The following is a 24,473-nucleotide window of genomic DNA, read 5'->3' as shown; positions in this document are numbered from 1 at the left end:
AGGCGTGCCGCGGGCCGGGCGAGCGAATTAAATTCAGCCGCGCTTCTGCCGCTTCCAGGGCCCCGTGATCGCCAGCATGATCCCCGGAGTCTGGATGTTGGCGTACAGCGTCCGGCCGTCGGGCGAGAAGGTGACGCCGGTGAACTCGCTGTACTCGGGCTCCTCTTCGGTGCCGAGGTTCAGTTCGTTGCGGGCGATGGGGTACGTGCGGCCGCTGTCGGTCGCGCCGAACAGATGCTGGACGCCCTCGCCGTCCTCGGCGATGACGAGGCCGCCGTACGGGGAGACGGTGATGTTGTCGGGGCCGTCGAAGGCGCCGTCCTTGGACGGGTCGGGGTTCACACCGAGGAGGACCTTGAGCGTGAGGGTGCGGCGCTTGGGGTCGTAGAACCAGACCTGGCCGTCGTGCTGGACGGGGCTCTCCTCACGGGCGTACGAGGAGACGATGTACGCGCCGCCGTCGCCCCACCACATGCCCTCGAGCTTGCGGGCGCGGGTGACCTGGCCGTCGGTGAACTGCTTGCGGACGGAGACCGTCTTGGCGTCGCGGTCGGGGACGTCGACCCAGTCGACGCCGTACACCGTACCGATCCTGGTGGCGCGGGAGAGGTCGTCGACGAACTTGCCGCCGGAGTCGAAGCACTTGAAAGCCTGCAGGACCCCCGCGTTGTCGGCGAGGGTGCGCAGCTTGCCGCGGCCGTGGTGGAAGCCCGCCGGCGGGGTCCAGCGGAAGAGCAGACCGTTGGGGCCGGAGGCGTCCTCGGTCAGGTAGGCGTGGCCGCGCTTGGGGTCGATGACGACCGCCTCGTGGGCGTACCGGCCGAACGCCTTGACGGGCTTGGGGTCGCGGTTGGCGCGGCGGTCCTCGGGGTCGACCTCGAAGATGTAGCCGTGGTCCTTGGTCATGCCGTTCTGGCCGGCCTTGTCCTCGGTCTCCTCGCCGGTGAGCCAGGTGCCCCAAGGGGTGGTACCGCCCGCGCAGTTGGTGGAGGTGCCGGCGATGCCGACCCACTCGGCGACATGCCCGTGGCGGACCTCGACGACCGTGCAGCCACCGGAGGCGGCGGGATCGTAGACGAGGCCCTCGGTGAGCGGCACGGGGTGCGGCCAGTTGGCACGCGGGCCCTTGAGCTCGTGGTTGTTGACCAGGAGGGTCGCGCCGCGGGGGCCGCAGAAGGTGGCCGTACCGTCGTGGTTGGACGGGGTGAACTCGCCGGACTCCAGCTTGGTCCTGCCGCTGTAGGTGATGACCTTGTACGTGAACCCGGCGGGCAGCGCGAGCAGGCCCTCGGGGTCGGCGATCAGCGGCCCGTAGCCGACACCGCCGTGGGCGCCCGCGATCTCCGCGCCCTCGCTCTCGACGTCGGTGGCCGCGAGCGCGTTGGGTGCGGTGGCGAGGGCGCCGACAGTGCCCGCCAGCGCGACACCGGCTCCGGTGAGCGCGGATTTCGCGGCAAAGTCCCTGCGGGTGAGCGACATGGTGTCTCCTGAGACGGTGGGTATGCCGTGGAGGGTGGGGGACCTCGGGTCGGCGCTACGGTCCCGCCCATGCCTGAACACCAGCTGAACAGCGAGAGGACTCCGTGGAGTGGCTTGAATGAATCAACACAGAGTGATGGGGAGTCCTTTGGCGGCGCGACCGGCCACAGCGAGCCCGCACTCGCAAGCCGCCCTCACCCCCCTTGCTGCGACCGCGCCTTGAACGCGGCCTTCCGCGCCTCCTTCGCCACCCGCTTGTCCGGATGCAACCGCCCCATCGCCTCCAGCACATCCGCGGTGGCCGGGTGGTCGACCCGCCAGGCCGCCGCGAAGAACCCACCGTGCTGCTGGGCCAGTCCTTCCACCAGCGCCTGAAGCTCCTCGGAGTTCCCCTCCGCGGCGAGCTGCGCGGCAATCGTGTCGACGGTCAGCCAGAACACCATGTCCTGGGACGGCGGGGGCACATCCCCGAACCCCCGCTCGGTCAGCCAGACCCGGGCCAGCCCGCCCAGCTCGGCGTCGTCGAGGACCTCCCGCAACGCGGGTTCGGCGACCGCACCGACCAAGGACAACGCCTGCTGACACCGCAGCCGGCGCAAGGGCGCGCCCGAGTCGCTCCCCCGGGCCGCCGTCAGCAGCTCCCGGGCCGCCGCGAGAGGATCCCGCCGGTCCAGCCACTGCTCGGTCTCGGCCTGCGCGGCGGAGGGCGGGAACGTCGAGGTCCCGTCGAGCAGCGCGTCCGCTCCCTTGTCGGCGAGGTCCCCGACGGCCGGCGCCGGGATGCCCGCCTCCAGCAGCCGCGACCGCAGCCCGTACAGCCCGAGCGGGGTCAGCCGGACCATGCCGTACCGGGAGACGTCGGTCTCGTCGACGACCGCGGCGGGCTCCTCGTCGGTGTCCGCCATCAGCGCCTCGTCGACGGGCTGGTACTCGACGATCCCCACCGGCTCCAGGACCCGGAACTGGTCGTCCAGCCGCATCATCGCGTCGGACACCTGCTCCAGGACGTCGTTGGTCGGCTCGCCCATGTCGCTCGGCACGATCATCGACGCGGCGAGGGCGGGCAGCGGCACGGGTCCGTCGCCGGGACCGTCCTCGCTGACCGTGAGCAGGTAGAGGTTCCCGAGCACACCGTCGAGGAACTCCTGCTCGGCCTGCGGGTCCCAGTCCAGGGAGGCGAAGTCGACCTCGCCGCCGTCGTCCATCGCGGCGACCAGATCGTCCAGATCGGGCACGCTCGCGTCGGCCAGCGCCGTCTCCAGCGCCGTCAGCCACACGCCGAGCACGTCCTGCGGGGAGCCGGACAGCAGAGCCAGGTCCTCGCCCGTGGCGACCGTGCCCTCCTCCTCGTCGGCGATCTCGACGAGCCCGGTGTCGACGGCCACCCGCCAGGCCTCGCTCGCGTGCGCCGCCGCCTCGTCCCCGGTCAGTCCGAGGTGCGCGGCCGCCGCGGGCAGCTGCTCCTCGACGAGTCCGCCCCCGGCGTCGACCCGCGTGTCCTCGCCGGCCCAGCGGGCGAGCCGGGCCGCCCGGGCGAGCAGCGGCGTGGACAGGGCGTCACGCGCCAGCTCCGCTTCGGGGTGCAGCCGCACCGGCGGCAGGGGGGAGCTGTCTGACATCGGCTGGTTCTCCTAGGACGCGTCGTGCCACTCAGCCGCTCAGCGTAGACGGATATCCACCTATGCCGCCCGGTTCATGTCCCCGACAGGGTCCGTACATGGCTGAAACCTTGACAACTGGACTGACCAGGCAGGAGATTGACGCGCGTAGAAATCCGGCGGACATCTGTTCACTGTATTTTCTACGCGCGTCGCCACCGCCCCACAGGTCGCGGCTCCCACCGTTCCACGTTCACCCTCGTCCCGGCGCCTACGTTCGTCCCCGGAGGGATCCCGTTGCCGAGCAAGAAGTCCGCGCGTCTCGCCGCGCTCACCGTCGCCGCCCTGTCGGCGGCCTCCACCGTCGTTCTCGTCTCGCCCGCCCACGCGGCCGGCGTGAGCATCCATGACATCCAGGGCGCGACCCGGATATCCCCGTACGCCGGTCAGAAGGTCGCGGATGTGGCCGGAATCGTCACCGGTGTGCGCACCTACGGCTCCTCCAAGGGTTTCTGGATCCAGGATCCGAATCCCGACGCCGACCCGGCCACCAGTGAGGGCGTGTTCGTCTTCACCAGCTCCGCCCCGAAGGTCGCCGTCGGCGACGCCGTCACGGTGACCGGCACGGTCTCGGAGTACGTCCCGGGCGGCACGTCGACCGGGAACCAGTCGCTGACCGAGATCACCAAGCCGACCGTCACGGTCGTATCCAGCGGCAACGCGGTCCCCGCCGCCACCGTGATCGACGCGAAGTCGGTGCCGGCCGCCTACGCCCCGGCGGGCGACCCCGCCGCGGGCAACTCGATCAACGGCCTGACGCTGGAGCCGAAGAAGTACGCCCTGGACTTCTACGAGTCCCTGGAGGGCATGAACGTCAAGGTCGCCGACACCCGCGTGACCGGCGCGACCGACCCGTACACCGAGCTGTGGGTGACGGTGAAGCCGCGCGAGAACGCCACGAAGCGCGGCGGCACGCTCTACGGCTCCTACGACTCGCAGAACACCGGACGGCTCCAGATCCAGTCCCTGGGCTCGACCTCCGCCTTCCCCGTCGCGAACGTCGGTGACGTCCTCACCGGCTCCACCGCGGGCCCGCTGGACTACAACCAGTTCGGCGGCTACACCCTGGTGGCGAACGAGATCGGCACGCTGAAGAGCGCCGGTCTCGAGCGGGAGACCACGCAGCGGCAGAAGAACGGCGAGCTGGCGGTCGCGACGTACAACGTCGAGAACCTCGACCCGTCCGACGCCACCTTCGAGGAGCACGCCTCCGCGATCGTGAACAATCTGAAGTCGCCCGACATCGTGTCCCTTGAGGAGATCCAGGACAACAACGGCGCGAAGGACGACGGCACGACCGCCGCCGACGTGACGGTGAACAAGCTGATCGACGCGATCGTCGCGGCGGGCGGCCCGAGGTACGAGTCGCGCTCGATCGACCCGGCCAACGACACCGACGGCGGCGAGCCGGGCGGCAACATCCGCCAGGTGTTCCTCTTCAACCCGCAGCGGGTCTCCTTCACGGACCGCGCGGGCGGCGACGCCACGACGGCCGTCGGCGTGACGAAGACCCACGGGAAGGCCGCGCTGACGGTCTCCCCGGGCCGTATCGACCCGACGAACACGGCCTGGAAGAGCAGCCGCAAGCCGCTGGCCGGCGAGTTCGTCTTCCGTGGCCGCACGGTCTTCGTGATCGCCAACCACTTCAACTCCAAGGGGGGCGACTTCGGTCTGACCTCGGCGACCCAGCCGGTGCCGCGCAGCTCGGAGATTCAGCGCCACCAGCAGGCGACGCTGGTCAACGCCTTCGTCAAGGACATCCTCGACACCCAGAAGAACGCGGACGTCATCGCCCTCGGTGACATCAACGACTTCGAGTTCTCCGACACCGCGAAGATCCTGGAGGGTGACGGCGAGCTCTGGTCGGCGATCAAGTCGCTGCCCAGGAGCGAGCGTTACACGTACGACTACCAGGGCAACCAGCAGGTCCTGGACCAGATCCTGGTCAGCCCGTCGATCCGGCGCGGCTGCGACTTCGAGTACGACAGCGTGCACGTCAACTCGGAGTTCAACGACCAGATCAGCGACCACGACCCGCAGGTGCTGCGCTTCAAGCCGTAACCCATAAGGGGTCAGGCCTGGTTGAACACTCCGTTCAGCCAGGCCTGCCACTCGCTCTCGCACTCCTTGATGTCGGAGTCGGATGCGAAGTCGTGCAGGGAGATCCCGACCGGGTGGCCCCAGTGGTTGCGGCCGAAGACGCGGGTGAGGCTCCGCTCGGTGCGCAGTCCGATGAAGTACGGGTTGCGGAAGTCGACCACGGCGTCGAAGGTGTCCGGCCCGTGGACCGTCACGCGCGTACCGGCGGCCACGTCCTCGCCGACGCCGAGCGCCCGCCCCACGACGGCGAGGGCGTCGGGGGCCTTGGACGCCTCGGGTCCGTCGAAGGTCGCGAAGGCGGCCGGGCGGGGCGCGAAGTGGGTCAGGTACTCGCGCAGGGTGTGCAGATAGAAGTCGGTGTGCTTGGCGGCGCCGTCGTACTGGTTGTCCCAGTCGTCGACGAAGATCCCGCTGTGGACGTACCGCACCCAGGCCCGCCGGCCCTCGTCACGGGGTTCGACGGTGTAGTCGAGCTGGTTGAGGCTCTGCTCGGAGATGCCGTCGACGTCCTCGACCCGGTTGGTGTAGCGGTGCGGCGGGTCCCAGGCGGTGATCGTGGACCCGAAGGGCCCCTTTCCGCCGACGCGGGGCTCGGGCGGCTCCATCGGCCACAGGTAGCCGCCGGTTCCGGTGGTGATCGCCTCCCACACCTGCTCGGGGGTGGCGTCGACCTCGAACTCGCGGGCGATCTCGAACTCTTTGGACATGATCTACTCCAACTCGGTCTGTTTCAGCGTGGGATGGACGGCCACCACGATCCGGTGGTCACGGCCCCCCTCGGCGTCCGGCGCGTCGTACTTGCGGATCAGGCCGGTGACTCCGACCGTCAACTCCTCGATGAACGCGGCCCGTTCGGCGGCCGAGGCGAAGCGCACCTCGCCGTCCAGCGCGTACGTCGCCAGCCGCTTGCGGGCCTTGGCCGCACCGGTGATCAGCGAACCGACATCCCGCACCAGCCGGGCACCCAGCGCCAGCAGCCAGCGCGCGGAGAGCTGGTCGCGGAAGCGGTCCGGGTCGGGCTGCACGGCGGCGAGGGCGAGCGGTGAGATCACGTACGACGCCGCGGTCGCCCGCATCAGCCGCTCGGTGACGTTGCCCTTGCGGCGCTCCCCGGCGAGCTCGACGAGGCCGTGCCGCTCCAGCGCCTTCAGGTGGTAGTTCACCTTCTGTCTGGGCAGCCCGACCTTGCCGGCCAGCATGGCGGCCGACGCGGGGCCGGCCGCCAGCTCGGCGAGCAGCCGCGCCCGTATGGGGTCCAGGGAGACGGCTGCGGCCTCGGGGTCCTCGATCACGGTGACGTCCAGCATGGGTCCACCGTCTCACCGAACACTTTTTTTGTCCAGACGGTTCGAGTGTTCGGTGGGGGCCCCTAGCCGGGAATCAGCCCGAGAGCGTGGTCGTACCTGCTGACCGTGGTGCTCTTCAGCCCCGGCCAGGTCTGCACGCGCTCCCAGCGCTGTGAGGCCGAGCCGATCCCCTCCCCCGGCGCGGTGAGCGCGTCGAGATGGGCCTGGGCGCTCTCCCACTCGGCGTAGTTGAGGACGCGGGTGCCGTCGGCACTGAGGTGGAAGTGGGCGCTGATACCGCCGGGGTGCGGATTCGGCTCGTTCTCCAGGGCGTCGAGGACGGAGTCGACCCAGGCCCGCTGCCGGTCGGGGTCGGGTCCGTCGAACTCGATGTCGACGATCACGATGCAGCCGGGGACGCGCGGGTCACCGTCCCGGGCGGCGCTGCGGTAGTGCCGGTAGCGGCCGAGGCCCTGCCGCTCGATACCCGGAACGACGGTGTCGATCTCGTCCACACGCTCCTGCCGGTGAGTCTTGGCGAAGGCCTCGTAGGCCTGCTCGCTCGCCCACTGCGAGAAGTGCATCAGGGTGGCGGTGTCGTGCCCGCGGTAGAGGTGGTAGCCGAGCAGGTCGTCGGCGGGCCAGGGCCGCCGCTCCCAGGCGGCGGCGACGGCCTCGACGGTCTGCCGCTGGCGCAGGGGGGTGCCCACACGCCAGTGACTGAAGAAGGGGGCGCCGGCGCGAGGGTCGGTCAGGTCGGGGTGAGTGTCGGTACGACGTGTCATAGCCACCACCCTTCAACCTCAACCAAGATTCAGGTCAAGTCGGCGGTTCGGCGGGGGGTTTCGGGAGACCCGCCACGGCATGGACGAGCAGGCCGACGACCAGCCGAACAGCCCCTCCAAGTTGCCCGCGCGATCCTGGCGTGCGGTGCTGCGGCGCACGGGGAAGGAGTTGCTGGACGACGAACTCGCCGACCGTGCGGCGGCGTTGACGTACTACGGCGTCCTGTCGCTGTTCCCCGCCCTGCTGGTGATGGTCTCCCTGCTGGGCGTGGTGGGACAGCGCGCCACGGACAAGATCCTGGACAACATCGGGGACCTCGCGCCGGGACCGGCCCGGGACATCCTGCGGGACGCGGTGGTCCAGCTCGGCGACAGCGGCGGCACGGGCAGCGTGCTCGCGATCGTCGGCCTGCTCGCCGCGCTGTGGTCGGCGTCCGGGTACGTCGCAGCGTTCATCCGTACGTCCAACGCGGTGTACGACCTGCCCGAGGGGCGTCCGGTGTGGAAGCTGACGCCGCTGCGGCTGGCGCTGACCGTGACCTTGATGCTGATGCTGGCGGCGAGCGCGCTGATCGTGGTGTTCACGGGCCCGCTGGCCGAACGGGCGGGCAGGGCGGTGGGGTTCGGCGACGCGGCGATCGCGCTCTGGGGCGTGGCCAAGTGGCCGGTGCTGCTGCTCCTGGTCGTCCTGATGATCGCGCTGCTGTACTGGGCGGCGCCCAACGTCCGGGGCCGCGGCTTCCACTGGATCTCCCCGGGCAGTGTCCTCGCCACCCTGGTCTGGCTCGCCGCCTCCGCGGGCTTCGCTCTCTACGCCGCCAACTTCGGCTCCTACAACAAGACGTACGGCACCCTCGCCGGCGCCATCGTCTTCCTGGTGTGGCTCTGGCTGACGAACCTGGCGATCCTGCTGGGCCTGGAGTTCGACGCGGAACTGGCCCGGGAGCGGGCGATCGCCTCCGGCGAGGCCGAGTCGACGGAGGAGCCGTACGTGGAGCCCCGGGACACCCGGAAGTGGCCGCCGAGGCTGCGGGCGAGCCGCGGGCGGTGAGGGTACGCACAAGGCTGGGCGCGGGCCACCGCCCGCGCCCAGCCGTACCAACCGCTCACTTCTTGGGGTACCGCCACGACACCACGACGACCGTGGCCACTGCCGCGCCGACGATCAGCGTCGGCCGCGGATGCCGTATCGCGGCCAGGACCAGGGGCCGGGCCGGCCTGGGCACGCTGTGTTCCGCCCTCCGCTCCAGCGCCGCACTCGTCTGCGAAGCCTTGCCCTGGGTGACATGGCCGGCCTGCAGCGTCCGGTCCTGGACCTTGTGACCGGCCTGCAGCGTCCGGTCCTGGACCTTGTGACCGGTCTTCGCCGCCCTGTCCTGGACCATGTGTCCGGCTTGCGTGGCCCGGTCGTGCACGGTATGACCGGCCTGTGCGGCGCTGCTGCGCAGCTGCACGGTCATCGCGCCCGCCTTGTCCCTGAGGTCTGCCGCACGGGCCCGTGCGCGGCCCTTCACGTCCATTTTTCCTGCCAACTCCTCTACCGTGTCGCCGAGTTCGCTGCGGGTGCGCTGGATCTGGCGCCGCAGTTCATCGGGTCCCTTGGCCCCCGTCACGGGGGGCTCGCCGCTCGTCCTGTCCGTCATCGGTGCGCCCTTTCCCTGATCTCCTCGACGTCCGCCTTGACGCTGCCGAGGGCCTCCTCGGGCGTCGGGGGTGTGGCACGGCGCAGCTGGGCGCGGCCGGTGGCGGCGAGCACCCCTGCGATCACGAACAGCACGGCCGTCACGATCAGTGCCGAGGCCCACACCGACAGCACCAGGGAGAGGGCGGCGGTGGCCGTTCCGGCCAGGGCGAGCAGCCCCGCGTAGGCGAAGGCGCCGGCGGCACCGAGCAGCCCGCCGCCCTTACCGGCCCGCCGGCCCTTCTCGGCCAGCTCCTCCTTCGCGAGGGCGACTTCCTGCCGCACCAGCCGCGAGACCTGTTCGGTGGCCTGTCCGACGAGTTCGCCCACCGAGTGATGTTCGTCGTGCACCGGCCTGGGGGCCGTGGTTCCGGTCACGGTGTTCCGCCTCCTCTCGGTCGGAACTCCCGGGTACCCGGCCCGGCCCCCGCTACCCCTGCGGGCCGCCGTCCGGGCCGCGCTGTCCGAGCCGGGCCAGCTGGCTCTGGAACCAGTCGAGCCTGGCCTGCAACAGAGCCGCCTCGGCGGCCAGTTCGGGCACCCCGAGACCCTCGGGCATCCCGATGTCACCATGCGTGAGCACCGTGGCGGGCCGTGCCACCACCCGCAGCCCCTCTCCGGCCAGCCGCGCGAACCCGGCGAGCGAGACGGCCGTACGACCGCGCAGGCAGCCCGCGCACGAGGGCGCCAGGGCCCGCCAGCCGGGTCTGCCCCAGTCTGCGTCGGCGAGGGCCGCCGCGACCGTGCCGCAGGCGCAGGGCCCGACGGTGGCGGTCCGCACCCGCTGGCGGGCGTAGCGGAAGCCGCGCTCGAAGCGGAGGTAGCGGCCGAGGACCAGGACGTCGAGGAGGACGGCCGTACGGTGCTCGGCCGTGCACAGCAGTGCCTCGGCCGCCGCGCGGTCGTGCACGCAGTGGAAGCCGCAGTCGCAGCGGCGGTTCGGCGCCCGGTGCCGCAGGCCGTAGACGCAGGACGCGTCGGCCAGGACTCCGTACGGCAGCGCGCCGCCGAGCGACACACCGGTGAACCCGGCCCGGGTGCCGTCCTGGGACAGCACCGGGTGGGCGATCTTGCATCCGGTCGGCGGCTCCGTCGGGCGTTCCTCCGGAAGCCGCAGCCTCATCGGGCCGCCGGAACCTCTTCGGGAGCCTTCAGCTCCTTGATCTCCTCGGGGAGCTCGAGCTCCTCGTCGTGGATCTCCGGCCGCTCCTCCGCGACTCCGGTGGCGAGTGCCTTGCCGAGCTTCATGACGCCTCCAGGACCAGGGGTCGTGCACCGTCCTGACCATGGTGACCCATCCGGGCCCGGTTTGGACATAGGGCCTTTTCGCAGCATCACTTACCGGTACACCGTAGAAGAATTAAGTGGAGCTTTACAGTCGATGTGCCGAGACTACGCGTATGACGACCACCGCCCCGCCCTTCGGCCGCGCCCTCTGCGCCATGATCACGCCCTTCGACGAGGCCGGCGCCCTCGATCTCGACGGCGCGCAGGCGCTCGCCGACCACCTGGTGAGGGAGGGCTGTGACGGTCTCGTCCTCTCCGGCACCACGGGCGAGTCGCCGACCACGACGGACGCGGAGAAGGCCGCGCTCGTCACGGCGGTACGGGAGGCGGTGGGCGAGCGGGCGTCGGTCGTGGCGGGCGTGGGCACCTTCGACACCCGGCACACCGTGGAGCTGACCCTCGCGGCCGAAAAGGCGGGCGCGGAAGGGGTGTTGGTGGTCAGCCCCTACTACAGCAGGCCGCCGCAGGACGCGCTGGAGGCGCACTTCCGGGAGATCGCGGACGCCTCCGGACTGCCCGTCATGCTCTACGACATCCCGGGCCGCACCGGCACCCGCATCGAACCGGAGACGATGATCCGGCTCGCCGAGCACCCCCGGATCGTCGCGGTCAAGGACTGTTCCTACGACCTCCTCGGCGCCCAGAAGGTCCTGAACCGCACGGAGTTGGCGTACTACGCGGGCTGCGACGAGCACATCCTCGCCCTGTACGCGGTGGGCGCGGCGGGCTACGTCAGCACGGTGGCCAACGTGGTCCCGGCCCGACTCCGCGCGATCCTGGACACGTTCGAGGCGGGCGACACCCCCGTGTCCGCCCGCCTCCAACAACGGGCCACGCCGCTGATCGAGGCGATGATGTCGGCGGGCCTGCCCGGCACGGTCACTGCCAAGGCCCTCCTCCACGCACTCGGTCTGCCCGCGGGCCCGGTCCGCGCCCCGCTGCGGCCCGCCGGCCGAGAGACGGCCGACGGGCTGCTGGCGGAGTACGAACGGCTCGTGGCCGCCTGATCAGGGCTGGGCGAAGACCGGCTCCCAGCGTCCGGCGTCCCCGTCGTTCCCCTCCCGGAAGCCGCTGAGCGGAACCTCCTTGTCGCTGCCGATGGTGATCAGCACGAGCCGCTGATGGAACTCGCTCTTGTCGTTCCTGCCGATGTCCCAGGCGATGAGCTGCTTGTTGCCCACCCAGGCGAGCAGCTGCTGCCCGCGCACCTCGGTCTTCGCGCCGGTCGCGGCATCGACGATCCAGGAGGAGGTCTTCCACTTCTCGCCCGCGAAGTCACCGGCGACGAGGCTGCCGTCCGGCGACTTCCCCGCGTCCACGAACCACTCCAGGTACTTGTCGTTCGCCGGCGCGGGGACCTTGTTGCCCTTGAGATCCCAGAACTCCTTGCCGATGTCCCCCATGGGGTTCCCGGACCAGACGTGCAGGCCGTCGTCGGTGATGGCGAAGTCCTGGCGGGAGTTGATGAAGGTGCCCGCGAGCTCGCCGTCGTCGTCGGCGAGCTTCACCTCGCTCCAGGCGCCCTTCCCGGAGGCCACGTCGAGGACGTAGAAGCCGGTGCGGCTCGACGTCCAGTCCTGGCCCCAGCCGTCGCCGCCGTTCGACTTGACCCGCAGATCGGGATTCTTGGTGTACGTCGTCGCGACCAGCTTGCGGCCGTCGCGGGAGAAGGCGAGCCCGCCGACCCCGCGTTCGACCGGGAGCCACCGCTCGACCTTGCCGGTGGTCAGATCGAGCAGGCCGATCCGCGAGGCGGGCAGGTCCTGTTCGAGGACGGCGGCGGTCTTCCCGCCGGGCGCGACGGCGACCCAGGACCAGTCCACGGTCTTGGCGTACTTGCCGGTCCTCGGGTTCAGCAGGTGGTAGGTGCGCTGGTAGACGGCGGTCTCCGCGGTCTTCTTGACCGTCTCCGGGATGAAGTAGCCGGCCAGGGTCGTGCCCCCGACGGAGATCTCCTCGCGCGGTGGCGACTGGTCGGGGTGGGCCTTCGTCTTCTTCTCCACCACGACGCCACCGCCACCCGAGGGCCGTACGTCGTGCTTGCCGGAGTCCAGCAGCGGCACCCCGACCCCGACGGCGACCACGGCCACCGTGACGACCGCGGCGGCCGCGATCCTGTGGTTACGGCGGCGGCGCCGGACGGCGAGCACCCGGTCGGCGAACCCCACTGCCGCCGGGGGCTGTTCGGCGGCCTGCTCGCGCAGGGCGTCGCGCACGATGTCGTCGACGTTCACTGACGCACCTCCACGGGCGAGTAGTCACGGGACTCGAGCCGCTCGGCCTGGGCGGGCCCGAGGGCGGCCAGTTCGGGCGCGAGCTGCCGCAGCCGGTCCAGCGAACGGTGGGTGGTGGACCGTACGGTGCCGACGGAGCAGCCGAGCAGCCGCGCCACGTCGGCCTCCGGCAGGTCCTCGAAGTAGCGCAGCACCAGGACGGTGCGCTGGCGTGCGGTGAGCCGGGAGAGGGCCTGGCGCATCACCAGGCGCAGTTCGGCCGCGGCGGCGGTGTCGGCGCCGGGCTCGCCGCTGCCCGGAGGTTCGGGCGGCTCGGCGACACTGACCTCGCGGCGGGGCCACTTCAGCCGCCAGCGGCTGACCTGCTGGCGGTAGAGGACCTGCCGCACATAGGCCTCGGGCTCGTCGATCTTCTGCCACCGCCCGGCCGTCTTGACCAGGGCGTTCTGCAACAGGTCCTCACCGGCGTGCTGGTCTCCCCCGCACAGCAGCACAGCGGTCTTCAGCAGGGCGGACGACCTGCTGTCCACGAAGTCCCGGAAACTCTCCAGCCCTTCGGCATTCATCGTCACCTTCTCTTCCCCGGCGACGCCTGTGCGCCGCCCCTCCGACCCTTGTGACGCGTGCCGTGGCCCGCCGCTATGCCACCGCCACGAAAAAAGTCGCCGTAGCGGAATGCGATCCGCTACGGCGACTTCCCCACGGGGTCGCGGGTCAGTTCCAGGAGTACCCGTCGCCGATCAGCAGCAGGTGCTCCAGCACATCCTCCATCGGGTCGTCGACCTGGCCGACGTTGACCAGGCCGACCCGGGGCCCGTTGTGCGAGGCGGTGTTGGTCTCGTCGGCGTGCGCGCTGCCGGCGGGCACGAGACACACCGTCGCCAGCACCGTCAGCCCGCCCCTCACGGCCCTCTTCCGCACATTCCTCATCGCTCGACCCCTCGTTCGTCGTTTCGGCTTCTGATCGGACTCTGCGTCCACCCGTTCATCTGCTGAAACACCTCCGAGGTCACGCCGGGTAACCCGTAAGTGATCTTCTCTGGCGCCGGGAGCGGCTCAGTTGTGGCTGTGCAGGATGTCGTTGAGGCCGCCCCAGACCGCGTTGTTCGGGCGGGCCTCGACCGTGCCGGTGACCGAGTTGCGGCGGAAGAGGATGTTCGAGGCGCCGCTCAGCTCACGGGCCTTGACGATCTGGCCGTCGGGCATGGTGACCCGGGTGCCCGCGGTGACGTAGAGACCGGCCTCGACGACGCACTCGTCGCCGAGCGCGATGCCGACGCCCGCCTCGGCGCCGATCAGGCAGCGCTCGCCGATGGTGATGCGGACGTTGCCGCCACCGGAGAGCGTGCCCATCGTCGACGCGCCGCCACCGATGTCGGAGCCGTCGCCGACCACGACGCCGGCGGAGATACGGCCCTCGACCATCGACGTGCCGAGCGTGCCGGCGTTGAAGTTGACGAAGCCCTCGTGCATGACGGTGGTGCCGGCGGCGAGGTGCGCGCCGAGGCGGACCCGGTCGGCGTCGGCGATCCGGACGCCCTTGGGGGCCACGTAGTCCGTCATGCGCGGGAACTTGTCGACCGAGGTGACGGTGAGGTACAGGCCCTCGGCGCGGGCGTTGAGCCGCACCGTCTCGATCTCGTCCACGGCGACCGGGCCGAGCGAGGTCCAGGCGACGTTGGGGAGGAGGCCGAAGATGCCGTCCAGGCTCTGGCCGTGCGGCTGGACCAGACGGTGCGAGAGCAGGTGCAGACGCAGGTAGGCGTCGTGCGTGTCGAGCGGCTTCTCGTCGAGGGAGGCGATGACCGTGCGGACCGCGATCACCTCGACGCCACGGCGGGCGTCCGGGCCGATCGCCTTGGCGGCACCTTCGCCGAGCAGTTCGACGGCCTTCTCGGCCGACAGCCGCTCGGTACCGGCGGGGCCGGGCTCGTTCGAGAGTTCGGGGGCGGGGAACCAGGTGTCGAGAACAGTGCCGTCGGCGGCGACGGTGGCGAGGCCTGCGGCGATGGCGCCGGTGGTGCGCGGAGCAGTCGTGTCGGTCATGAGGGAAACCTAACCGGCACAGGCCACACGATGCGAACCCTGCGCGGGACGTCTCAGGAGTCGAGCACCCCGACCCCCCGGACGCCCTCACGCGACACCCAGAAGAAGATCACCTGGCCCGGCACGGATCACCCGGACCGACGGGGGTCACCGGCGGTCGGTGCGGACCCCCGGGCCGAGGGGGACCACCCTCGGTCGGCGGAAACCGCCCGGGCCGAGGGGGGACCACCCCGGCCAGCCGGCATCACCCCGGCCAACGGCAACCACCCGCTGTCGGCGGGGACCACCCGGCCGGCGGCGATCACCCGCGGCCGGCGGGGATCACCCGTCCCAGCACCTCGCGTGCGTACCCCTCGTCGTACGGCGCCCCGGTCAGCAGGACCTGTAGGCAGATCCCGTCGGCCAGGGCGACCAGGGCCCGTGCCGTGACCGGGTCCGTGCGGCGGGTGAGGCGTTCGGCGAAGTCGTCGGCCCATTCGGCGGCGACGGGGCGCAGGGCGGGGCGGCGCAGGGCGGCGAGGTAGAGCTCGTACTCCAGCTCGACGCCGGTGCGGTCGCCGCCGAGCCAGTCGCCGAGCACCCGGGCGAGGTCGGTGGCCAGGTCACCGCCGGGGTCGTCCAGGGCGCCGTGCGCGGCGACCACCTTGGCGAAGCCCTCGCCGGCCTGGCGCAGCGCGGCGACCATCAGCTCGTCGAGGCTCTTGAAGTGGTACGTCGTCGAACCGAGCGGCACATCGGCCTCGGCGGCGGCGCTGCGGTGACTGAGCCCCGCGAGCCCCTTCTCCCCCACGACCCGGATGGCCGCGTCGATGATCCGCTGCCGGCGCTCGGGGTCGTGCCGCCGGGCCATCAGTGCGCCCCGCCCAGGTTCAGCACCACGACCCCCACGATGATCAGCGCGATCCCGGCGGCCTTGGTGGCCGTCATCCCCTCCCCGAGGAAGAGCATCCCGATGCCGGCGATGGCCGCGGTGCCCACCCCGGCCCAGATCGCGTAGGCGGTGCCGACCGACACCGACTTGAGCGTCTGGGCCAGCAGCGCGAAGGAGAGGACGTACCCCAGCACGGTCAGCAGCGAGGGCCCGAGCCGGCTGAAGCCCTCGGTGTACTTCATGGCCGTGGTCGCTCCGACCTCGGCGGCGATGGCTCCGGCGAGCAGCAGGTATCCCATGTGTACAAGCGTACATAACGGAGCCCGGAACCGGGTCCGCAGCCACCGCTCAGCAGCCGTTCCCCCAACATGGCGGCGCAGCGTCGTATCTGATCGACCATCAGCCGAGAGCCCACTGAGAGAGGAATGTGGAAACCAGCCGGTTCAAAGGGCTGCTCGGGACCGCCGGTAACCACTAGTGTTCCCCCGGAACCACTTGTGTTTCACCATTCACATACCGCGCCACCACAGCAGCGGCACGTCGCCTCGCGCCGCGCCGGAGGAACAGCGCATGCCCGAAGACAAGTCCCGGCCGCCCCAGGACCGCCCCTGGGAGAACGGCTGGACGTTGGACACCTCCCGCACGCCCGGCACCCGACGGCTCTATCTCGCCGGAGCGTTGGCGGTGGCCACGATCGTCGCCTGTGTGGCGGCGATAGCCGCCACGGACAACGAAACCGGCGGACCGTCGAAAACCGCGCGGGACGAGGGATCCGGCCTGATCTCCTTCTCCTCGCAGCCCCCCGCGGTCACCACGCCTCCGCCGGGCGACAGCGGCCTCTCGTCGGTGTCCCCCACGCCCCGGAGTCCCCGGCAGCAGGGATCCGAACCCACCGCCACGGTCACGGCCAACCCGAAGCCGCCCAAGTCCACGGCGTCCAAGGGCAGTTCGTCGAAGCCGCGCCCTTCCGTGACCTACCGCTCGGTCCGCTCGGTCAACTACCCCGCCCGGTACTGGCACGTGGACGACGGCTATGTGGGCCTGGACCCGGTCGGCGGCTCGGAATTCCGCGAGGACGCCACCTTCACCCAGGTCAAGGGCCTGGCGAACAGCTCCTGTTACTCCTTCACCACCCACGACGGCAAGTACCTGCGCCACCGCGACTTCGTCCTGCGGGCCGACCGCAACGACGGCTCCTCCCTCTTCAGGCAGGACGCCACGTTCTGCCCCCGGGACTCCTCCTACTCCGGCGCGAAAATGCTGGAGTCGGTCAACTACCCCGGCTACTTCCTCCGCCACCAGAACTTCGTGGTCCGCCTCGAACGCTTCGAGTACAGCTCCCAGTACCTGGCGGACTCCTCGTTCCAGCTGGTGGGCGGGCTGGCCTGAGTCGGCGTATGAGCACAGGAAAGCGGCGGCACCCGGCAGGTGCCGCCGCTTTCCCACGAACGGGGTCGCTCAGACGTTGAAGCCGAGCGCCCGAAGCTGCTCCCGGCCGTCGTCCGTGATCTTGTCCGGCCCCCACGGCGGCATCCACACCCAGTTGATGCGGAGTTCGCTCACGAGGCCGTCCGTGGCGGACTTGGCCTGGTCCTCGATGACGTCCGTCAGCGGGCAGGCCGCCGAGGTCAGGGTCATGTCGAGGGTCGCGATGTTCGCGTCGTCGATGTGGATGCCGTAGATCAGGCCGAGGTTGACGACGTCGATGCCCAGCTCGGGGTCGACGACGTCGTACAGCGCCTCGCGGACCTCTTCCTCCGAGGCCGGCTTCATCTCAACGGTCTCGCTCATGCCGTTTTCCTTTCGGCGTCGGCGTCGGCGCCCAGCGCCTGGGCCGTCGCGTCCTTCCAGGCCATCCAGCTGAGGAGGGCGCACTTGACCCGGGCCGGGTACTTGGAGACACCGGCGAACGCGACCGCGTCCTCCAGCACCTCTTCCATCGCGTCGTCGGGCTCGATCCTGCCCTTCGACTGCATCAGTTCCAGGAAGGTCTCCTGGATCTTCTGCGCCTCCGCCAGGTCCTTGCCGACCAGCAGATCGTTCAGGACGGACGCGCTGGCCTGGCTGATCGAGCAGCCCTGGCCCTCGTACGAGACGTCCTCGATCGTCGTGCCGTCGTACTTCACACGGAGGGTGATCTCGTCGCCGCACGTCGGGTTCACATGGTGCACCTCGGCGTCGCCATCCCTCAGACCACGCCCGTGCGGGTGCTTGTAGTGGTCCAGGATGACTTCCTGGTACATCGAGTCCAGCTTCACGGTTTCAGCACGCCCTTCAGCCGAAGAAGTTCCGTACGTGCTCCAGCCCCTCGACCAGTGCGTCGATCTCGGCCGGCGTGGAGTACAGATAGAACGACGCTCGCGTGGTCGCGGGAATTCCGTACCGGAGGCAGACCGGCCGCGCGCAGTGGTGACCGACCCGGACCGCGATGCCCTGCTCGTCGAGGACCTGGCCCACGTCGTGCGGGTGGATGTCGCCGAGCGTGAAGGAGATCGCCGCGCCCCGGTCCTCGGCGGTGGCGGGACCGATGATCCTGAGGTCCGGGACCTCCGTGAGGCGCTTCACCGCGTACTCGGTGATCGCGTGCTCATGGGCGAGGATCTTGTCCATGCCGATCGAGTTCAGATAGTCGATCGCGGCGCCCAGACCGACCGCCTGCGCGATCGGAGGCGTGCCCGCCTCGAACTTGTGCGGCGCCGGGGCGTACGTCGACGAGTGCATCGACACGGTCTCGATCATCTCGCCGCCGCCCAGGAACGGCGGCAGGTCCTCCAGGAGCTCCTGGCGGCCCCAGAGCACGCCGATGCCCGTCGGGCCGCACATCTTGTGACCGGTGAAGGCCACGAAGTCGGCCTGGAGGGCCTGTACGTCCAGCGGCATGTGCGGCGCGGCCTGCGAGGCATCGATGCAGACCAGCGCGCCGACCTCCTGCGCGCGGCGGACTATCGCCTCGACCGGGTTGACCGTGCCCAGGATGTTGGAGACCAGCACGAAGGAGACGATCTTCGTCTTCTCGGTGATGATCTCGTCGATGTTGGACAGGTCGAGCCGGCCGTCGTCGGTCAGGCCGAACCACTTCAGCTTCGCGCCCGTGCGCTGCGCGAGCAGCTGCCACGGCACGATGTTGGAGTGGTGCTCCATCTCCGTGATGACGATCTCGGTCTCGTGGTCCACGCGGTAGGGCTCGTCGGCCCAGCCCAGCATGTTCGCCACGAGGTTGAGCGACTCGGAGGCGTTCTTGGTGAAGATCACCTCGTCGCGGCTCGGCGCGTTGATGAAGGCGGCGACCTTGTCGCGCGCGCCCTCGTACAGCGCCGTGGCCTCCTCGGCGAGCACATGCACACCGCGGTGGACGTTGGCGTTGTAGCGCTCGTAGTACTCGTTCAGGGCGTCGAGCACCTGGCGCGGCTTCTGCGAGGTCGCCGCGTTGTCCAGGTACACGAGCTTCCGGCCGTCGTGGACCTGACGGTCCAGGATGGGGAAGTCCTTGCGGATCGCCTCGGTGTCGAGGAGGCCCGGCAGCTGCGTCACGCGGATACGCCACCCTTCGTGTATGCCTCGTAGCCCTCGTTCTCCAGCTTGTCGGCGAGCTCGGCGCCGCCGGACTCGACGATGCGACCGCCGGAGAAGACGTGGACGAAGTCGGGCTTGATGTAGCGCAGGATGCGCGTGTAGTGCGTGATCAGCAGGGTGCCGACCTCGCCGGTCTCACGGACGCGGTTGACGCCCTCGGAGACGACCCGCAGGGCGTCGACGTCGAGGCCGGAGTCCGTCTCGTCGAGGATCGCGACCTTCGGCTTGAGCAGCTCGAGCTGGAGGATCTCGTGGCGCTTCTTCTCACCGCCGGAGAAGCCCTCGTTCACGTTGCGCTCGGCGAAGGCCGGGTCCATGTTGAGACGCTCCATGGTCTCCCTGACCTCCTTCACCCACGTCCGCAGCTTGGGGGCCTCGCCGCGGATGGCGGTGGCGGACGTACGGAGGAAGTTGGAGACCGAGACGCCGGGGACCTCGACCGGGTACTGCATCGCCAGGAACAGGCCCGCGCGGGCGCGCTCGTCGACGGACATCTCCAGGACGTCCTCGCCGTCGAGAGTGACGGTGCCGCCGGTGATGGTGTACTTCGGGTGACCCGCGAGCGAGTAGGCGAGCGTCGACTTGCCGGAGCCGTTGGGGCCCATGATGGCGTGCGTCTCGCCCTGCTTCACGGTCAGGTCGACACCCTTGAGGATCTCCTTCGTGGCGTTGTCGGCCTCGACGGTGACGTGCAGGTCTCGGATTTCAAGCGTTGCCATGGGTGCCTCAGGACTCCTGGGAAAGGGAGACGAGCACATCGTCCCCTTCGATCTTTACGGGGTATACGGGGACGGGGCGCGTCGCGGGAAGGCCGGACGGTTTGCCGGTGCGCAGGTCGAAGCTGGAGCCGTGCAGCCAGCACTCGATCTGGCAGTCCTCCACCTCGCCCTCGGAGAGCGAGACGTTCGCGTGCGAGCAGATGTCGTGAATCGCGAACACCTCCCCCTCGGTCTGCACGACCGAGACCGGCGTGCCGTCGAGTTCCACCCGCTTCGGGGTGTCCTCCTCCAGCTCGCTCAGCCCACAGGCGCGTACGAAAGCCATCAGACAGTGGCCTCCAGCTCCTCGTCGATCTTCACGAGAAGGCGCTCTTCGATGTCGTCGACGCCGATCTGCTGGACCAGCTCGGCGAAGAAGCCACGGACGACGAGGCGCCGGGCCTCGTCGGCCGGGATGCCGCGGGCCATCAGATAGAAGAGCTGCTCGTCGTCGAAGCGGCCGGTCGCACTCGCGTGGCCGGCTCCGACGATCTCGCCGGTCTCGATCTCCAGGTTCGGCACGGAGTCGACCCGGGCGCCGTCGGTGAGGACGAGGTTGCGGTTCATCTCGTACGTGTCCGTGCCCTCGGCCTTGGCCTCGATGAGCACGTCACCGATCCACACCGCGTGGGCGCCCTCGCCCTGGAGCGCGCCCTTGTAGGCGACGTTCGACTTGCAGTGCGGGGTGTTGTGGTCGACCAGGAGGCGGTGCTCCTGGTGCTGGCCGGCGTCCGTGAAGTACAGACCGAACAGCTCGGCCTCGCCGCCGGTGCCGGCGTAGGCGACGCGCGGGTGCAGCCGGACGAGGTCGCCGCCGAAGGTGACCACGAACGACTTGAAGGTGGCGTCCCGGCCGATCAGCGCGTTGTGCTGGGCCACGTGCACGGCCTTGTCGTCCCAGTCCTGGACGGAGACGACGGTCAGCTTGGCGCCGTCACCCAGGACGTAGTCGACGTTGGCGGCGAGTACGGCGTCACCGGTGTGGTCGATGACGACGACGGCCTCGGCGAAGGCACCCAGCTCGATGACCTGGTGGCCGTAGGAGACACCGCCCTCGCCGTGCACGGCGATACGGATCGGCTCGGTGAGGACCGTCTCCTTGGGGACGGTGATCACGCCGGCCTTCTCGAACGCCGAGTACGCCTGGGCGGCGATGCGGTCCACCGGGGTGCCGGCCCTGCCGAGCCGGGCGTCGTCGCGGCCGACGGTCTCGATCACGACCCCCTCGGGCGCCGCGATGTCGACCTTCACGCCGTCGCCGGTGGCGACCGCGGTGCCGTCGTGCAGCCCGCGCAGCCGCTCCAGCGGGGTGAACCGCCACTCCTCCTCGCGGCCGTGGGGGACCGGGAAGTCCGCCACGTCGAAGGACGGGGGCGCACTCATGCGCGTGGCGACGGTCGACTCGGCGGCCACCGCGATCTGGCCCGCGGTGGTGGAGCCCACGGGGATGTTCTGAGCCTCAGCCATGGCTGTCGGTCTGCTCTCTTCCTACGTCAGATTTCGCTGGCTGCTGTTGGGGAGACCGGTCTTAACCGACCGCGCCTTCCATCTGCAGCTCGATCAGCCGGTTGAGCTCGAGGGCGTACTCCATGGGGAGTTCCTTCGCGATGGGCTCGACGAAGCCGCGCACGATCATGGCCATCGCCTCGAACTCGCTCAGACCACGGCTCATCAGGTAGAAGAGCTGGTCCTCGGAGACCTTGGAGACGGTCGCCTCGTGGCCCATGGACACGTCGTCCTCGCGGACGTCCACGTAGGGGTACGTGTCGGAGCGGGAGATGGTGTCGACGAGCAGCGCGTCGCACAGCACGTTGGACTTCGAGCCGTGCGCGCCCTCGCCGATCTCGACGAGACCGCGGTAGGACGTACGGCCGCCACCGCGCGCCACCGACTTGGAGACGATGTTGGAGGAGGTGTTCGGCGCCATGTGGACCATCTTGGAGCCGGCGTCCTGGTGCTGCCCCTCGCCCGCGAAGGCGATGGACAGGGTCTCGCCCTTGGCGTGCTCGCCCATCAGGTAGACGGCCGGGTACTTCATCGTCACCTTGGAGCCGATGTTGCCGTCGATCCACTCCATGGTCGCGCCCTCGTACGCCACGGCGCGCTTGGTGACCAGGTTGTAGACGTTGTTCGACCAGTTCTGGATGGTCGTGTAACGGCAGCGGGCGCCCTTCTTGACGATGATCTCGACGACCGCGGAGTGCAGGGAGTCCGACTTGTAGATCGGCGCCGTACAGCCCTCGACGTAGTGGACGTAGGCGTCCTCGTCGACGATGATCAGCGTCCGCTCGAACTGGCCCATGTTCTCCGTGTTGATACGGAAGTAGGCCTGGAGCGGGATCTCGACGTGCACGCCCTTCGGCACGTAGATGAAGGAGCCGCCGGACCACACCGCGGTGTTCAGCGACGCGAACTTGTTGTCGCCGACCGGGATGACGGTGCCGAAGTACTCCTTGAAGAGCTCCGGGTGCTCCTTCAGCGCGGTGTCGGTGTCCAGGAAGATGACGCCCTGCTCCTCCAGATCCTCACGGATCTGGTGGTAGACGACCTCGGACTCGTACTGGGCCGCGACACCGGCGACGAGGCGCTGCTTCTCCGCCTCGGGGATGCCGAGCTTGTCGTACGTGTTCTTGATGTCCTCGGGCAGGTCCTCCCAGGACTCCGCCTGCTTCTCCGTGGAGCGCACGAAGTACTTGATGTTGTCGAAGTCGATGCCGGAGAGGTCCGAGCCCCAGTTCGGCATGGGCTTCTTGCCGAACAGGCGCAGACCCTTGAGGCGGAGCTTGGTCATCCACTCCGGCTCGTTCTTCTTGGCGGAGATGTCCCGGACGACGTCCTCGTTGATACCGCGCTTGGCAGAGGCACCAGCCACGTCGGAGTCGGCCCAGCCGTATTCGTAGTTGCCCAGACCCTCGAGCTCAGGGTGGGCGGTCTCCTCGATGGGGAGTGTCATGCGGGGTTCCTCCCGGCGGTACTTGCGGATGCGTTATCAGTGGTCTGGGAAATCTTGGGGATGAACGTCGTGCAGACGCCGTCGCCGTGCGCGATGGTCGCCAGTCGCTGGACGTGCGTTCCGAGCAGCTGGGAGAAGATCTCGGTCTCCGCATCACACAGCTGGGGGAACTTCTCAGCGACATGGGCCACCGGGCAGTGGTGCTGGCAGAGCTGCTCGCCGACCGGTGCGCTCCGCGCCGTAGCAGCGTACCCGTCCGCGCTCAGGGCCTTGGCCAGGGCTTCGGTGCGCTCCTCGGGGGCGGCGGACTCGACGGCCTTGCGGTACTCCTCGGCCTGCGCGGCGATCCTCGCGCGGGCGAAGGCGACGACCGCCTCGTCCCCGCCGAATCGCTCCTGAATCCAGCTCAGGGCGTCCGCGGCGAGCTTGTCGTAGGACTGGTCGAAGGCGTCCCGGCCGCAGTCGGTGAGCGCGAAGACCTTGGCGGGGCGGCCGCGCGTCCGCGCGCCGTACACCCGCTGCTCCCGCGCCTCCACGACCTCGTCGGCCGCCAGGGCGTCCAGATGACGCCGTACGGCCGCATGGGTGAGGCCCAGTCGTCCGGCCAGCTCGGCGACGGTCGACGGGCCGTGGTCCAGGATGGATCGCGCGACGCGGTTGCGGGTGGACCGCTCACCGGTCGCGAGCTCCTCCTGAGGGGCCCCCGTGGGGGTCTCCCGAGCCTCGCCGACGTTTTTCACAACGCCATTGTTGCGTAATTCCTCAGGACCGGGCAACCCGCGTCCCACCCGATGGACGGTGCCCTGCATCACTTAGGCATCCCTAACCTGACCTGGGAGAACGATCTTTGATCGATCAAACCGGTGGCATATCGCGGCCATGTCAGGGACACTCGCGAACCATGCCGAAACCACCTCCCACCGGCCCACTTGTCACCCGCGACAGCCTCGCGGGGGAGCTGCACGCGCTGGGTGTCCGCAGCGGCGAGATCCTCCTCGTGCACTCCTCCCTGAGCGCCCTCGGCTGGGTCTGCGGAGGCCCCGTCGCGGTGGTCCAGGGACTGCTCGACGCCCTCGGCCCGGACGGCACCCTCGTGGTCCCCACCCAGACCGGCGACCTTTCCGACCCGGCGGTGTGGAGCAACCCGCCGGTGCCGGAGGAGTGGTGGGACACGATCCGGGCGACCATGCCCGCCTACGACCCCCTCGTCACGCCCTCGCGCGGGGTCGGCGTGATACCGGAGACGGTGCGCACCTGGCCCGGCGCCCGGCGCAGCGTGCACCCGCAGACCTCCTTCGCGGCGACAGGCCCCCGCGCGCACGCGGTGCTGGACGGCCACGCCCCCGACTGCCGCCTCGGTGAGCACAGCCCGCTGGCCCGCCTCGAGGCCCTCCACGCGCGCGTGCTGCTCCTCGGCGCGGGCTACGACACCTGCACGAGCTTCCATCTCGCCGAATACCGCGTCCCGAGCCCGCTCGTCAGGGTCGGCCGCCCGGGACCGAACGGGTGGGAGGTGGTGACGGAGGTCTCGATCACCTCCGACCGCTTCGACGAACTGGGCTACGACTTCGAGCGCGACGAGGCCATCGTGATACGCGGAAAGGTGGGCGCGGCCGACGCACGGCTGTTCCCGGTGGCGGACGCCGTACGGTACGCGCAGCGGTGGCTGACGCTGCACCGCTCACGGGAGGACGCCCCTCAGAACGCGCTGGGTGGAGATCCTGCACCCGCCCGTCTGCGGCGCGGGCCGCGAACCTAGACT

Annotated in this window: 28 protein-coding genes; 5 read left to right on the top strand and 23 right to left on the bottom strand. The window is 70.0% G+C overall.

Annotated elements, in window-relative coordinates; genetic code table 11:
* Positions 1-33: 33 nt before the first annotated feature.
* A complete protein-coding gene (locus tag M2157_RS36350; RefSeq protein WP_280856832.1) occupies positions 34-1,479 on the bottom strand; it encodes an alkaline phosphatase PhoX in 1,446 nt (481 codons plus the stop codon).
* Positions 1,480-1,673: 194 nt separating this feature from the next.
* Complete coding sequence (locus M2157_RS36345) at positions 1,674-3,098, bottom strand: hypothetical protein (protein ID WP_280856833.1); 1,425 nt, start codon at positions 3,096-3,098, stop codon at positions 1,674-1,676.
* Positions 3,099-3,374: 276 nt separating this feature from the next.
* Here M2157_RS36345 and M2157_RS36340 point away from each other — a divergent pair, with 276 nt between their 5' ends.
* Positions 3,375-5,198 (top strand): endonuclease/exonuclease/phosphatase family protein, encoded by a 1,824-nt coding sequence (locus M2157_RS36340; RefSeq protein ID WP_280867325.1) that lies wholly within the window; start codon positions 3,375-3,377, stop codon positions 5,196-5,198.
* An 11-nt stretch (positions 5,199-5,209) separates the two neighbouring features.
* On the opposite strand, the gene M2157_RS36335 is transcribed toward M2157_RS36340, so the two are convergent.
* From M2157_RS36335 to M2157_RS36325, 3 genes are all read right to left on the bottom strand, one after another.
* Positions 5,210-5,944, bottom strand: a complete 735-nt coding sequence (locus M2157_RS36335) for an SRPBCC domain-containing protein (RefSeq protein ID WP_266525197.1) — start codon at positions 5,942-5,944, stop codon at positions 5,210-5,212.
* Positions 5,945-5,947: 3 nt separating this feature from the next.
* Positions 5,948-6,544 (bottom strand): helix-turn-helix domain-containing protein, encoded by a 597-nt coding sequence (locus M2157_RS36330; protein WP_266525199.1) that lies wholly within the window; start codon positions 6,542-6,544, stop codon positions 5,948-5,950.
* A 62-nt stretch (positions 6,545-6,606) separates the two neighbouring features.
* The gene (locus M2157_RS36325; RefSeq protein ID WP_280867324.1) at positions 6,607-7,308 is read right to left on the bottom strand and encodes an antibiotic biosynthesis monooxygenase; all 702 of its coding nucleotides are present in this window, start codon (positions 7,306-7,308) and stop codon (positions 6,607-6,609) included.
* Between the two features lie 79 nt (positions 7,309-7,387).
* Between M2157_RS36325 and M2157_RS36320 the strand changes: the two genes are divergently transcribed.
* Positions 7,388-8,359, top strand: coding sequence for a YihY/virulence factor BrkB family protein (locus M2157_RS36320; protein ID WP_280856836.1), 972 nt, complete (start codon positions 7,388-7,390; stop codon positions 8,357-8,359).
* A 55-nt stretch (positions 8,360-8,414) separates the two neighbouring features.
* Here the strand turns inward: M2157_RS36320 and M2157_RS36315 are convergent, their stop codons facing one another.
* The 4 genes from M2157_RS36315 to M2157_RS36300 are packed head-to-tail and all read right to left on the bottom strand — an operon-like array spanning position 8,415 to position 10,237.
* Positions 8,415-8,951 carry a DUF3618 domain-containing protein gene (locus M2157_RS36315; protein WP_280867323.1) on the bottom strand — a complete coding sequence of 179 codons (537 nt, stop codon included), beginning with the start codon at positions 8,949-8,951 and terminating at the stop codon, positions 8,415-8,417.
* Positions 8,948-9,367, bottom strand: coding sequence for a phage holin family protein (locus M2157_RS36310; RefSeq protein WP_057618328.1), 420 nt, complete (start codon positions 9,365-9,367; stop codon positions 8,948-8,950). Before M2157_RS36310 ends, M2157_RS36315 begins: the two co-directional genes overlap by 4 nt.
* Positions 9,368-9,419: 52 nt before the next feature.
* Entirely contained in the window at positions 9,420-10,112 is a 693-nt protein-coding gene (locus M2157_RS36305; RefSeq protein ID WP_280856838.1) for a hypothetical protein, read from the bottom strand.
* Positions 10,109-10,237, bottom strand: a complete 129-nt coding sequence (locus M2157_RS36300; protein WP_263973619.1) for a hypothetical protein — start codon at positions 10,235-10,237, stop codon at positions 10,109-10,111. Before M2157_RS36300 ends, M2157_RS36305 begins: the two co-directional genes overlap by 4 nt.
* Before the next feature lie 152 nt (positions 10,238-10,389).
* Between M2157_RS36300 and dapA the strand changes: the two genes are divergently transcribed.
* Complete coding sequence (gene dapA, locus M2157_RS36295) at positions 10,390-11,283, top strand: 4-hydroxy-tetrahydrodipicolinate synthase (protein ID WP_280867322.1); 894 nt, start codon at positions 10,390-10,392, stop codon at positions 11,281-11,283.
* On the opposite strand, the gene M2157_RS36290 is transcribed toward dapA, so the two are convergent.
* The 6 genes from M2157_RS36290 to M2157_RS36265 form a co-directional block, all read right to left on the bottom strand.
* On the bottom strand, positions 11,284-12,510 hold the full coding sequence (locus tag M2157_RS36290; RefSeq protein ID WP_280867321.1) for a WD40 repeat domain-containing protein: 1,227 nt from the start codon (positions 12,508-12,510) through the stop codon (positions 11,284-11,286).
* On the bottom strand, positions 12,507-13,076 hold the full coding sequence (locus tag M2157_RS36285; protein ID WP_280856841.1) for a SigE family RNA polymerase sigma factor: 570 nt from the start codon (positions 13,074-13,076) through the stop codon (positions 12,507-12,509). Before M2157_RS36285 ends, M2157_RS36290 begins: the two co-directional genes overlap by 4 nt.
* Positions 13,077-13,224: 148 nt before the next feature.
* Positions 13,225-13,440 (bottom strand): hypothetical protein, encoded by a 216-nt coding sequence (locus M2157_RS36280; RefSeq protein ID WP_280856842.1) that lies wholly within the window; start codon positions 13,438-13,440, stop codon positions 13,225-13,227.
* Positions 13,441-13,566: 126 nt separating this feature from the next.
* Complete coding sequence (gene dapD, locus M2157_RS36275) at positions 13,567-14,556, bottom strand: 2,3,4,5-tetrahydropyridine-2,6-dicarboxylate N-succinyltransferase (RefSeq protein WP_280867320.1); 990 nt, start codon at positions 14,554-14,556, stop codon at positions 13,567-13,569.
* A gap of 301 nt (positions 14,557-14,857) precedes the next feature.
* The gene (locus M2157_RS36270) at positions 14,858-15,406 is read right to left on the bottom strand and encodes a TetR family transcriptional regulator (protein ID WP_280856843.1); all 549 of its coding nucleotides are present in this window, start codon (positions 15,404-15,406) and stop codon (positions 14,858-14,860) included.
* Complete coding sequence (locus M2157_RS36265) at positions 15,406-15,726, bottom strand: multidrug efflux SMR transporter (protein WP_266525221.1); 321 nt, start codon at positions 15,724-15,726, stop codon at positions 15,406-15,408. Before M2157_RS36265 ends, M2157_RS36270 begins: the two co-directional genes overlap by 1 nt.
* A 271-nt stretch (positions 15,727-15,997) precedes the next feature.
* Here M2157_RS36265 and M2157_RS36260 point away from each other — a divergent pair, with 271 nt between their 5' ends.
* Entirely contained in the window at positions 15,998-16,816 is an 819-nt protein-coding gene (locus M2157_RS36260; protein WP_280856844.1) for an AbfB domain-containing protein, read from the top strand.
* A gap of 69 nt (positions 16,817-16,885) precedes the next feature.
* On the opposite strand, the gene M2157_RS36255 is transcribed toward M2157_RS36260, so the two are convergent.
* The 8 genes from M2157_RS36255 to M2157_RS36220 form a co-directional block, all read right to left on the bottom strand.
* On the bottom strand, positions 16,886-17,218 hold the full coding sequence (locus M2157_RS36255; RefSeq protein ID WP_028809645.1) for a metal-sulfur cluster assembly factor: 333 nt from the start codon (positions 17,216-17,218) through the stop codon (positions 16,886-16,888).
* Positions 17,215-17,685, bottom strand: a complete 471-nt coding sequence (gene sufU, locus M2157_RS36250) for a Fe-S cluster assembly sulfur transfer protein SufU (protein WP_280856845.1) — start codon at positions 17,683-17,685, stop codon at positions 17,215-17,217. The genes M2157_RS36255 and sufU overlap by 4 nt, the downstream gene beginning before the upstream one ends.
* Before the next feature lie 16 nt (positions 17,686-17,701).
* Positions 17,702-18,958 carry a cysteine desulfurase gene (locus M2157_RS36245; RefSeq protein WP_266525226.1) on the bottom strand — a complete coding sequence of 419 codons (1,257 nt, stop codon included), beginning with the start codon at positions 18,956-18,958 and terminating at the stop codon, positions 17,702-17,704.
* A complete protein-coding gene (gene sufC, locus M2157_RS36240) occupies positions 18,955-19,719 on the bottom strand; it encodes a Fe-S cluster assembly ATPase SufC (protein WP_059206187.1) in 765 nt (254 codons plus the stop codon). Before sufC ends, M2157_RS36245 begins: the two co-directional genes overlap by 4 nt.
* Positions 19,720-19,726: 7 nt before the next feature.
* Entirely contained in the window at positions 19,727-20,044 is a 318-nt protein-coding gene (locus M2157_RS36235) for a non-heme iron oxygenase ferredoxin subunit (protein ID WP_057618340.1), read from the bottom strand.
* Positions 20,044-21,225, bottom strand: coding sequence for a Fe-S cluster assembly protein SufD (gene sufD / locus M2157_RS36230; protein WP_266525228.1), 1,182 nt, complete (start codon positions 21,223-21,225; stop codon positions 20,044-20,046). Before sufD ends, M2157_RS36235 begins: the two co-directional genes overlap by 1 nt.
* A 61-nt stretch (positions 21,226-21,286) precedes the next feature.
* Positions 21,287-22,711 carry a Fe-S cluster assembly protein SufB gene (sufB, locus tag M2157_RS36225; RefSeq protein WP_266566365.1) on the bottom strand — a complete coding sequence of 475 codons (1,425 nt, stop codon included), beginning with the start codon at positions 22,709-22,711 and terminating at the stop codon, positions 21,287-21,289.
* Positions 22,708-23,451 (bottom strand): metalloregulator ArsR/SmtB family transcription factor, encoded by a 744-nt coding sequence (locus M2157_RS36220; protein ID WP_266566363.1) that lies wholly within the window; start codon positions 23,449-23,451, stop codon positions 22,708-22,710. Before M2157_RS36220 ends, sufB begins: the two co-directional genes overlap by 4 nt.
* A 161-nt stretch (positions 23,452-23,612) precedes the next feature.
* On the opposite strand from M2157_RS36220, the gene M2157_RS36215 reads away from it, so the two are divergent.
* The gene (locus M2157_RS36215) at positions 23,613-24,470 is read left to right on the top strand and encodes an AAC(3) family N-acetyltransferase (RefSeq protein WP_280867319.1); all 858 of its coding nucleotides are present in this window, start codon (positions 23,613-23,615) and stop codon (positions 24,468-24,470) included.
* Positions 24,471-24,473 lie beyond the last annotated feature (3 nt).

This window comes from Streptomyces sp. SAI-127, from assembly GCF_029894425.1.
GTDB lineage: Bacteria > Actinomycetota > Actinomycetes > Streptomycetales > Streptomycetaceae > Streptomyces.
Note: the sequence above shows the minus strand (reverse complement) of the source record. Positions and strands in the feature narration are given on the sequence as shown.

Excerpts from the sequence above, each read along its gene's own strand:
- M2157_RS36350 (WP_280856832.1), bottom strand. The coding sequence starts at position 1,479 with ATGTCGCTCACCCGCAGGGACTTTGCCGCGAAATCCGCGCTCACCGGA.
- M2157_RS36345 (WP_280856833.1), bottom strand. The coding sequence starts at position 3,098 with ATGTCAGACAGCTCCCCCCTGCCGCCGGTGCGGCTGCACCCCGAAGCG.
- M2157_RS36335 (WP_266525197.1), bottom strand. The coding sequence starts at position 5,944 with ATGTCCAAAGAGTTCGAGATCGCCCGCGAGTTCGAGGTCGACGCCACC.
- M2157_RS36330 (WP_266525199.1), bottom strand. The coding sequence starts at position 6,544 with ATGCTGGACGTCACCGTGATCGAGGACCCCGAGGCCGCAGCCGTCTCC.
- M2157_RS36325 (WP_280867324.1), bottom strand. The coding sequence starts at position 7,308 with ATGACACGTCGTACCGACACTCACCCCGACCTGACCGACCCTCGCGCC.
- M2157_RS36320 (WP_280856836.1), top strand. The coding sequence starts at position 7,388 with ATGGACGAGCAGGCCGACGACCAGCCGAACAGCCCCTCCAAGTTGCCC.
- M2157_RS36315 (WP_280867323.1), bottom strand. The coding sequence starts at position 8,951 with ATGACGGACAGGACGAGCGGCGAGCCCCCCGTGACGGGGGCCAAGGGA.
- M2157_RS36305 (WP_280856838.1), bottom strand. The coding sequence starts at position 10,112 with ATGAGGCTGCGGCTTCCGGAGGAACGCCCGACGGAGCCGCCGACCGGA.
- M2157_RS36300 (WP_263973619.1), bottom strand. The coding sequence starts at position 10,237 with ATGAAGCTCGGCAAGGCACTCGCCACCGGAGTCGCGGAGGAGCGGCCG.
- dapA (WP_280867322.1), top strand. The coding sequence starts at position 10,390 with ATGACGACCACCGCCCCGCCCTTCGGCCGCGCCCTCTGCGCCATGATC.
- M2157_RS36285 (WP_280856841.1), bottom strand. The coding sequence starts at position 13,076 with ATGAATGCCGAAGGGCTGGAGAGTTTCCGGGACTTCGTGGACAGCAGG.
- M2157_RS36280 (WP_280856842.1), bottom strand. The coding sequence starts at position 13,440 with ATGAGGAATGTGCGGAAGAGGGCCGTGAGGGGCGGGCTGACGGTGCTG.
- dapD (WP_280867320.1), bottom strand. The coding sequence starts at position 14,556 with ATGACCGACACGACTGCTCCGCGCACCACCGGCGCCATCGCCGCAGGC.
- M2157_RS36270 (WP_280856843.1), bottom strand. The coding sequence starts at position 15,406 with ATGGCCCGGCGGCACGACCCCGAGCGCCGGCAGCGGATCATCGACGCG.
- M2157_RS36265 (WP_266525221.1), bottom strand. The coding sequence starts at position 15,726 with ATGGGATACCTGCTGCTCGCCGGAGCCATCGCCGCCGAGGTCGGAGCG.
- M2157_RS36260 (WP_280856844.1), top strand. The coding sequence starts at position 15,998 with ATGCCCGAAGACAAGTCCCGGCCGCCCCAGGACCGCCCCTGGGAGAAC.
- M2157_RS36255 (WP_028809645.1), bottom strand. The coding sequence starts at position 17,218 with ATGAGCGAGACCGTTGAGATGAAGCCGGCCTCGGAGGAAGAGGTCCGC.
- sufC (WP_059206187.1), bottom strand. The coding sequence starts at position 19,719 with ATGGCAACGCTTGAAATCCGAGACCTGCACGTCACCGTCGAGGCCGAC.
- M2157_RS36235 (WP_057618340.1), bottom strand. The coding sequence starts at position 20,044 with ATGGCTTTCGTACGCGCCTGTGGGCTGAGCGAGCTGGAGGAGGACACC.
- sufD (WP_266525228.1), bottom strand. The coding sequence starts at position 21,225 with ATGGCTGAGGCTCAGAACATCCCCGTGGGCTCCACCACCGCGGGCCAG.
- sufB (WP_266566365.1), bottom strand. The coding sequence starts at position 22,711 with ATGACACTCCCCATCGAGGAGACCGCCCACCCTGAGCTCGAGGGTCTG.
- M2157_RS36215 (WP_280867319.1), top strand. The coding sequence starts at position 23,613 with ATGCCGAAACCACCTCCCACCGGCCCACTTGTCACCCGCGACAGCCTC.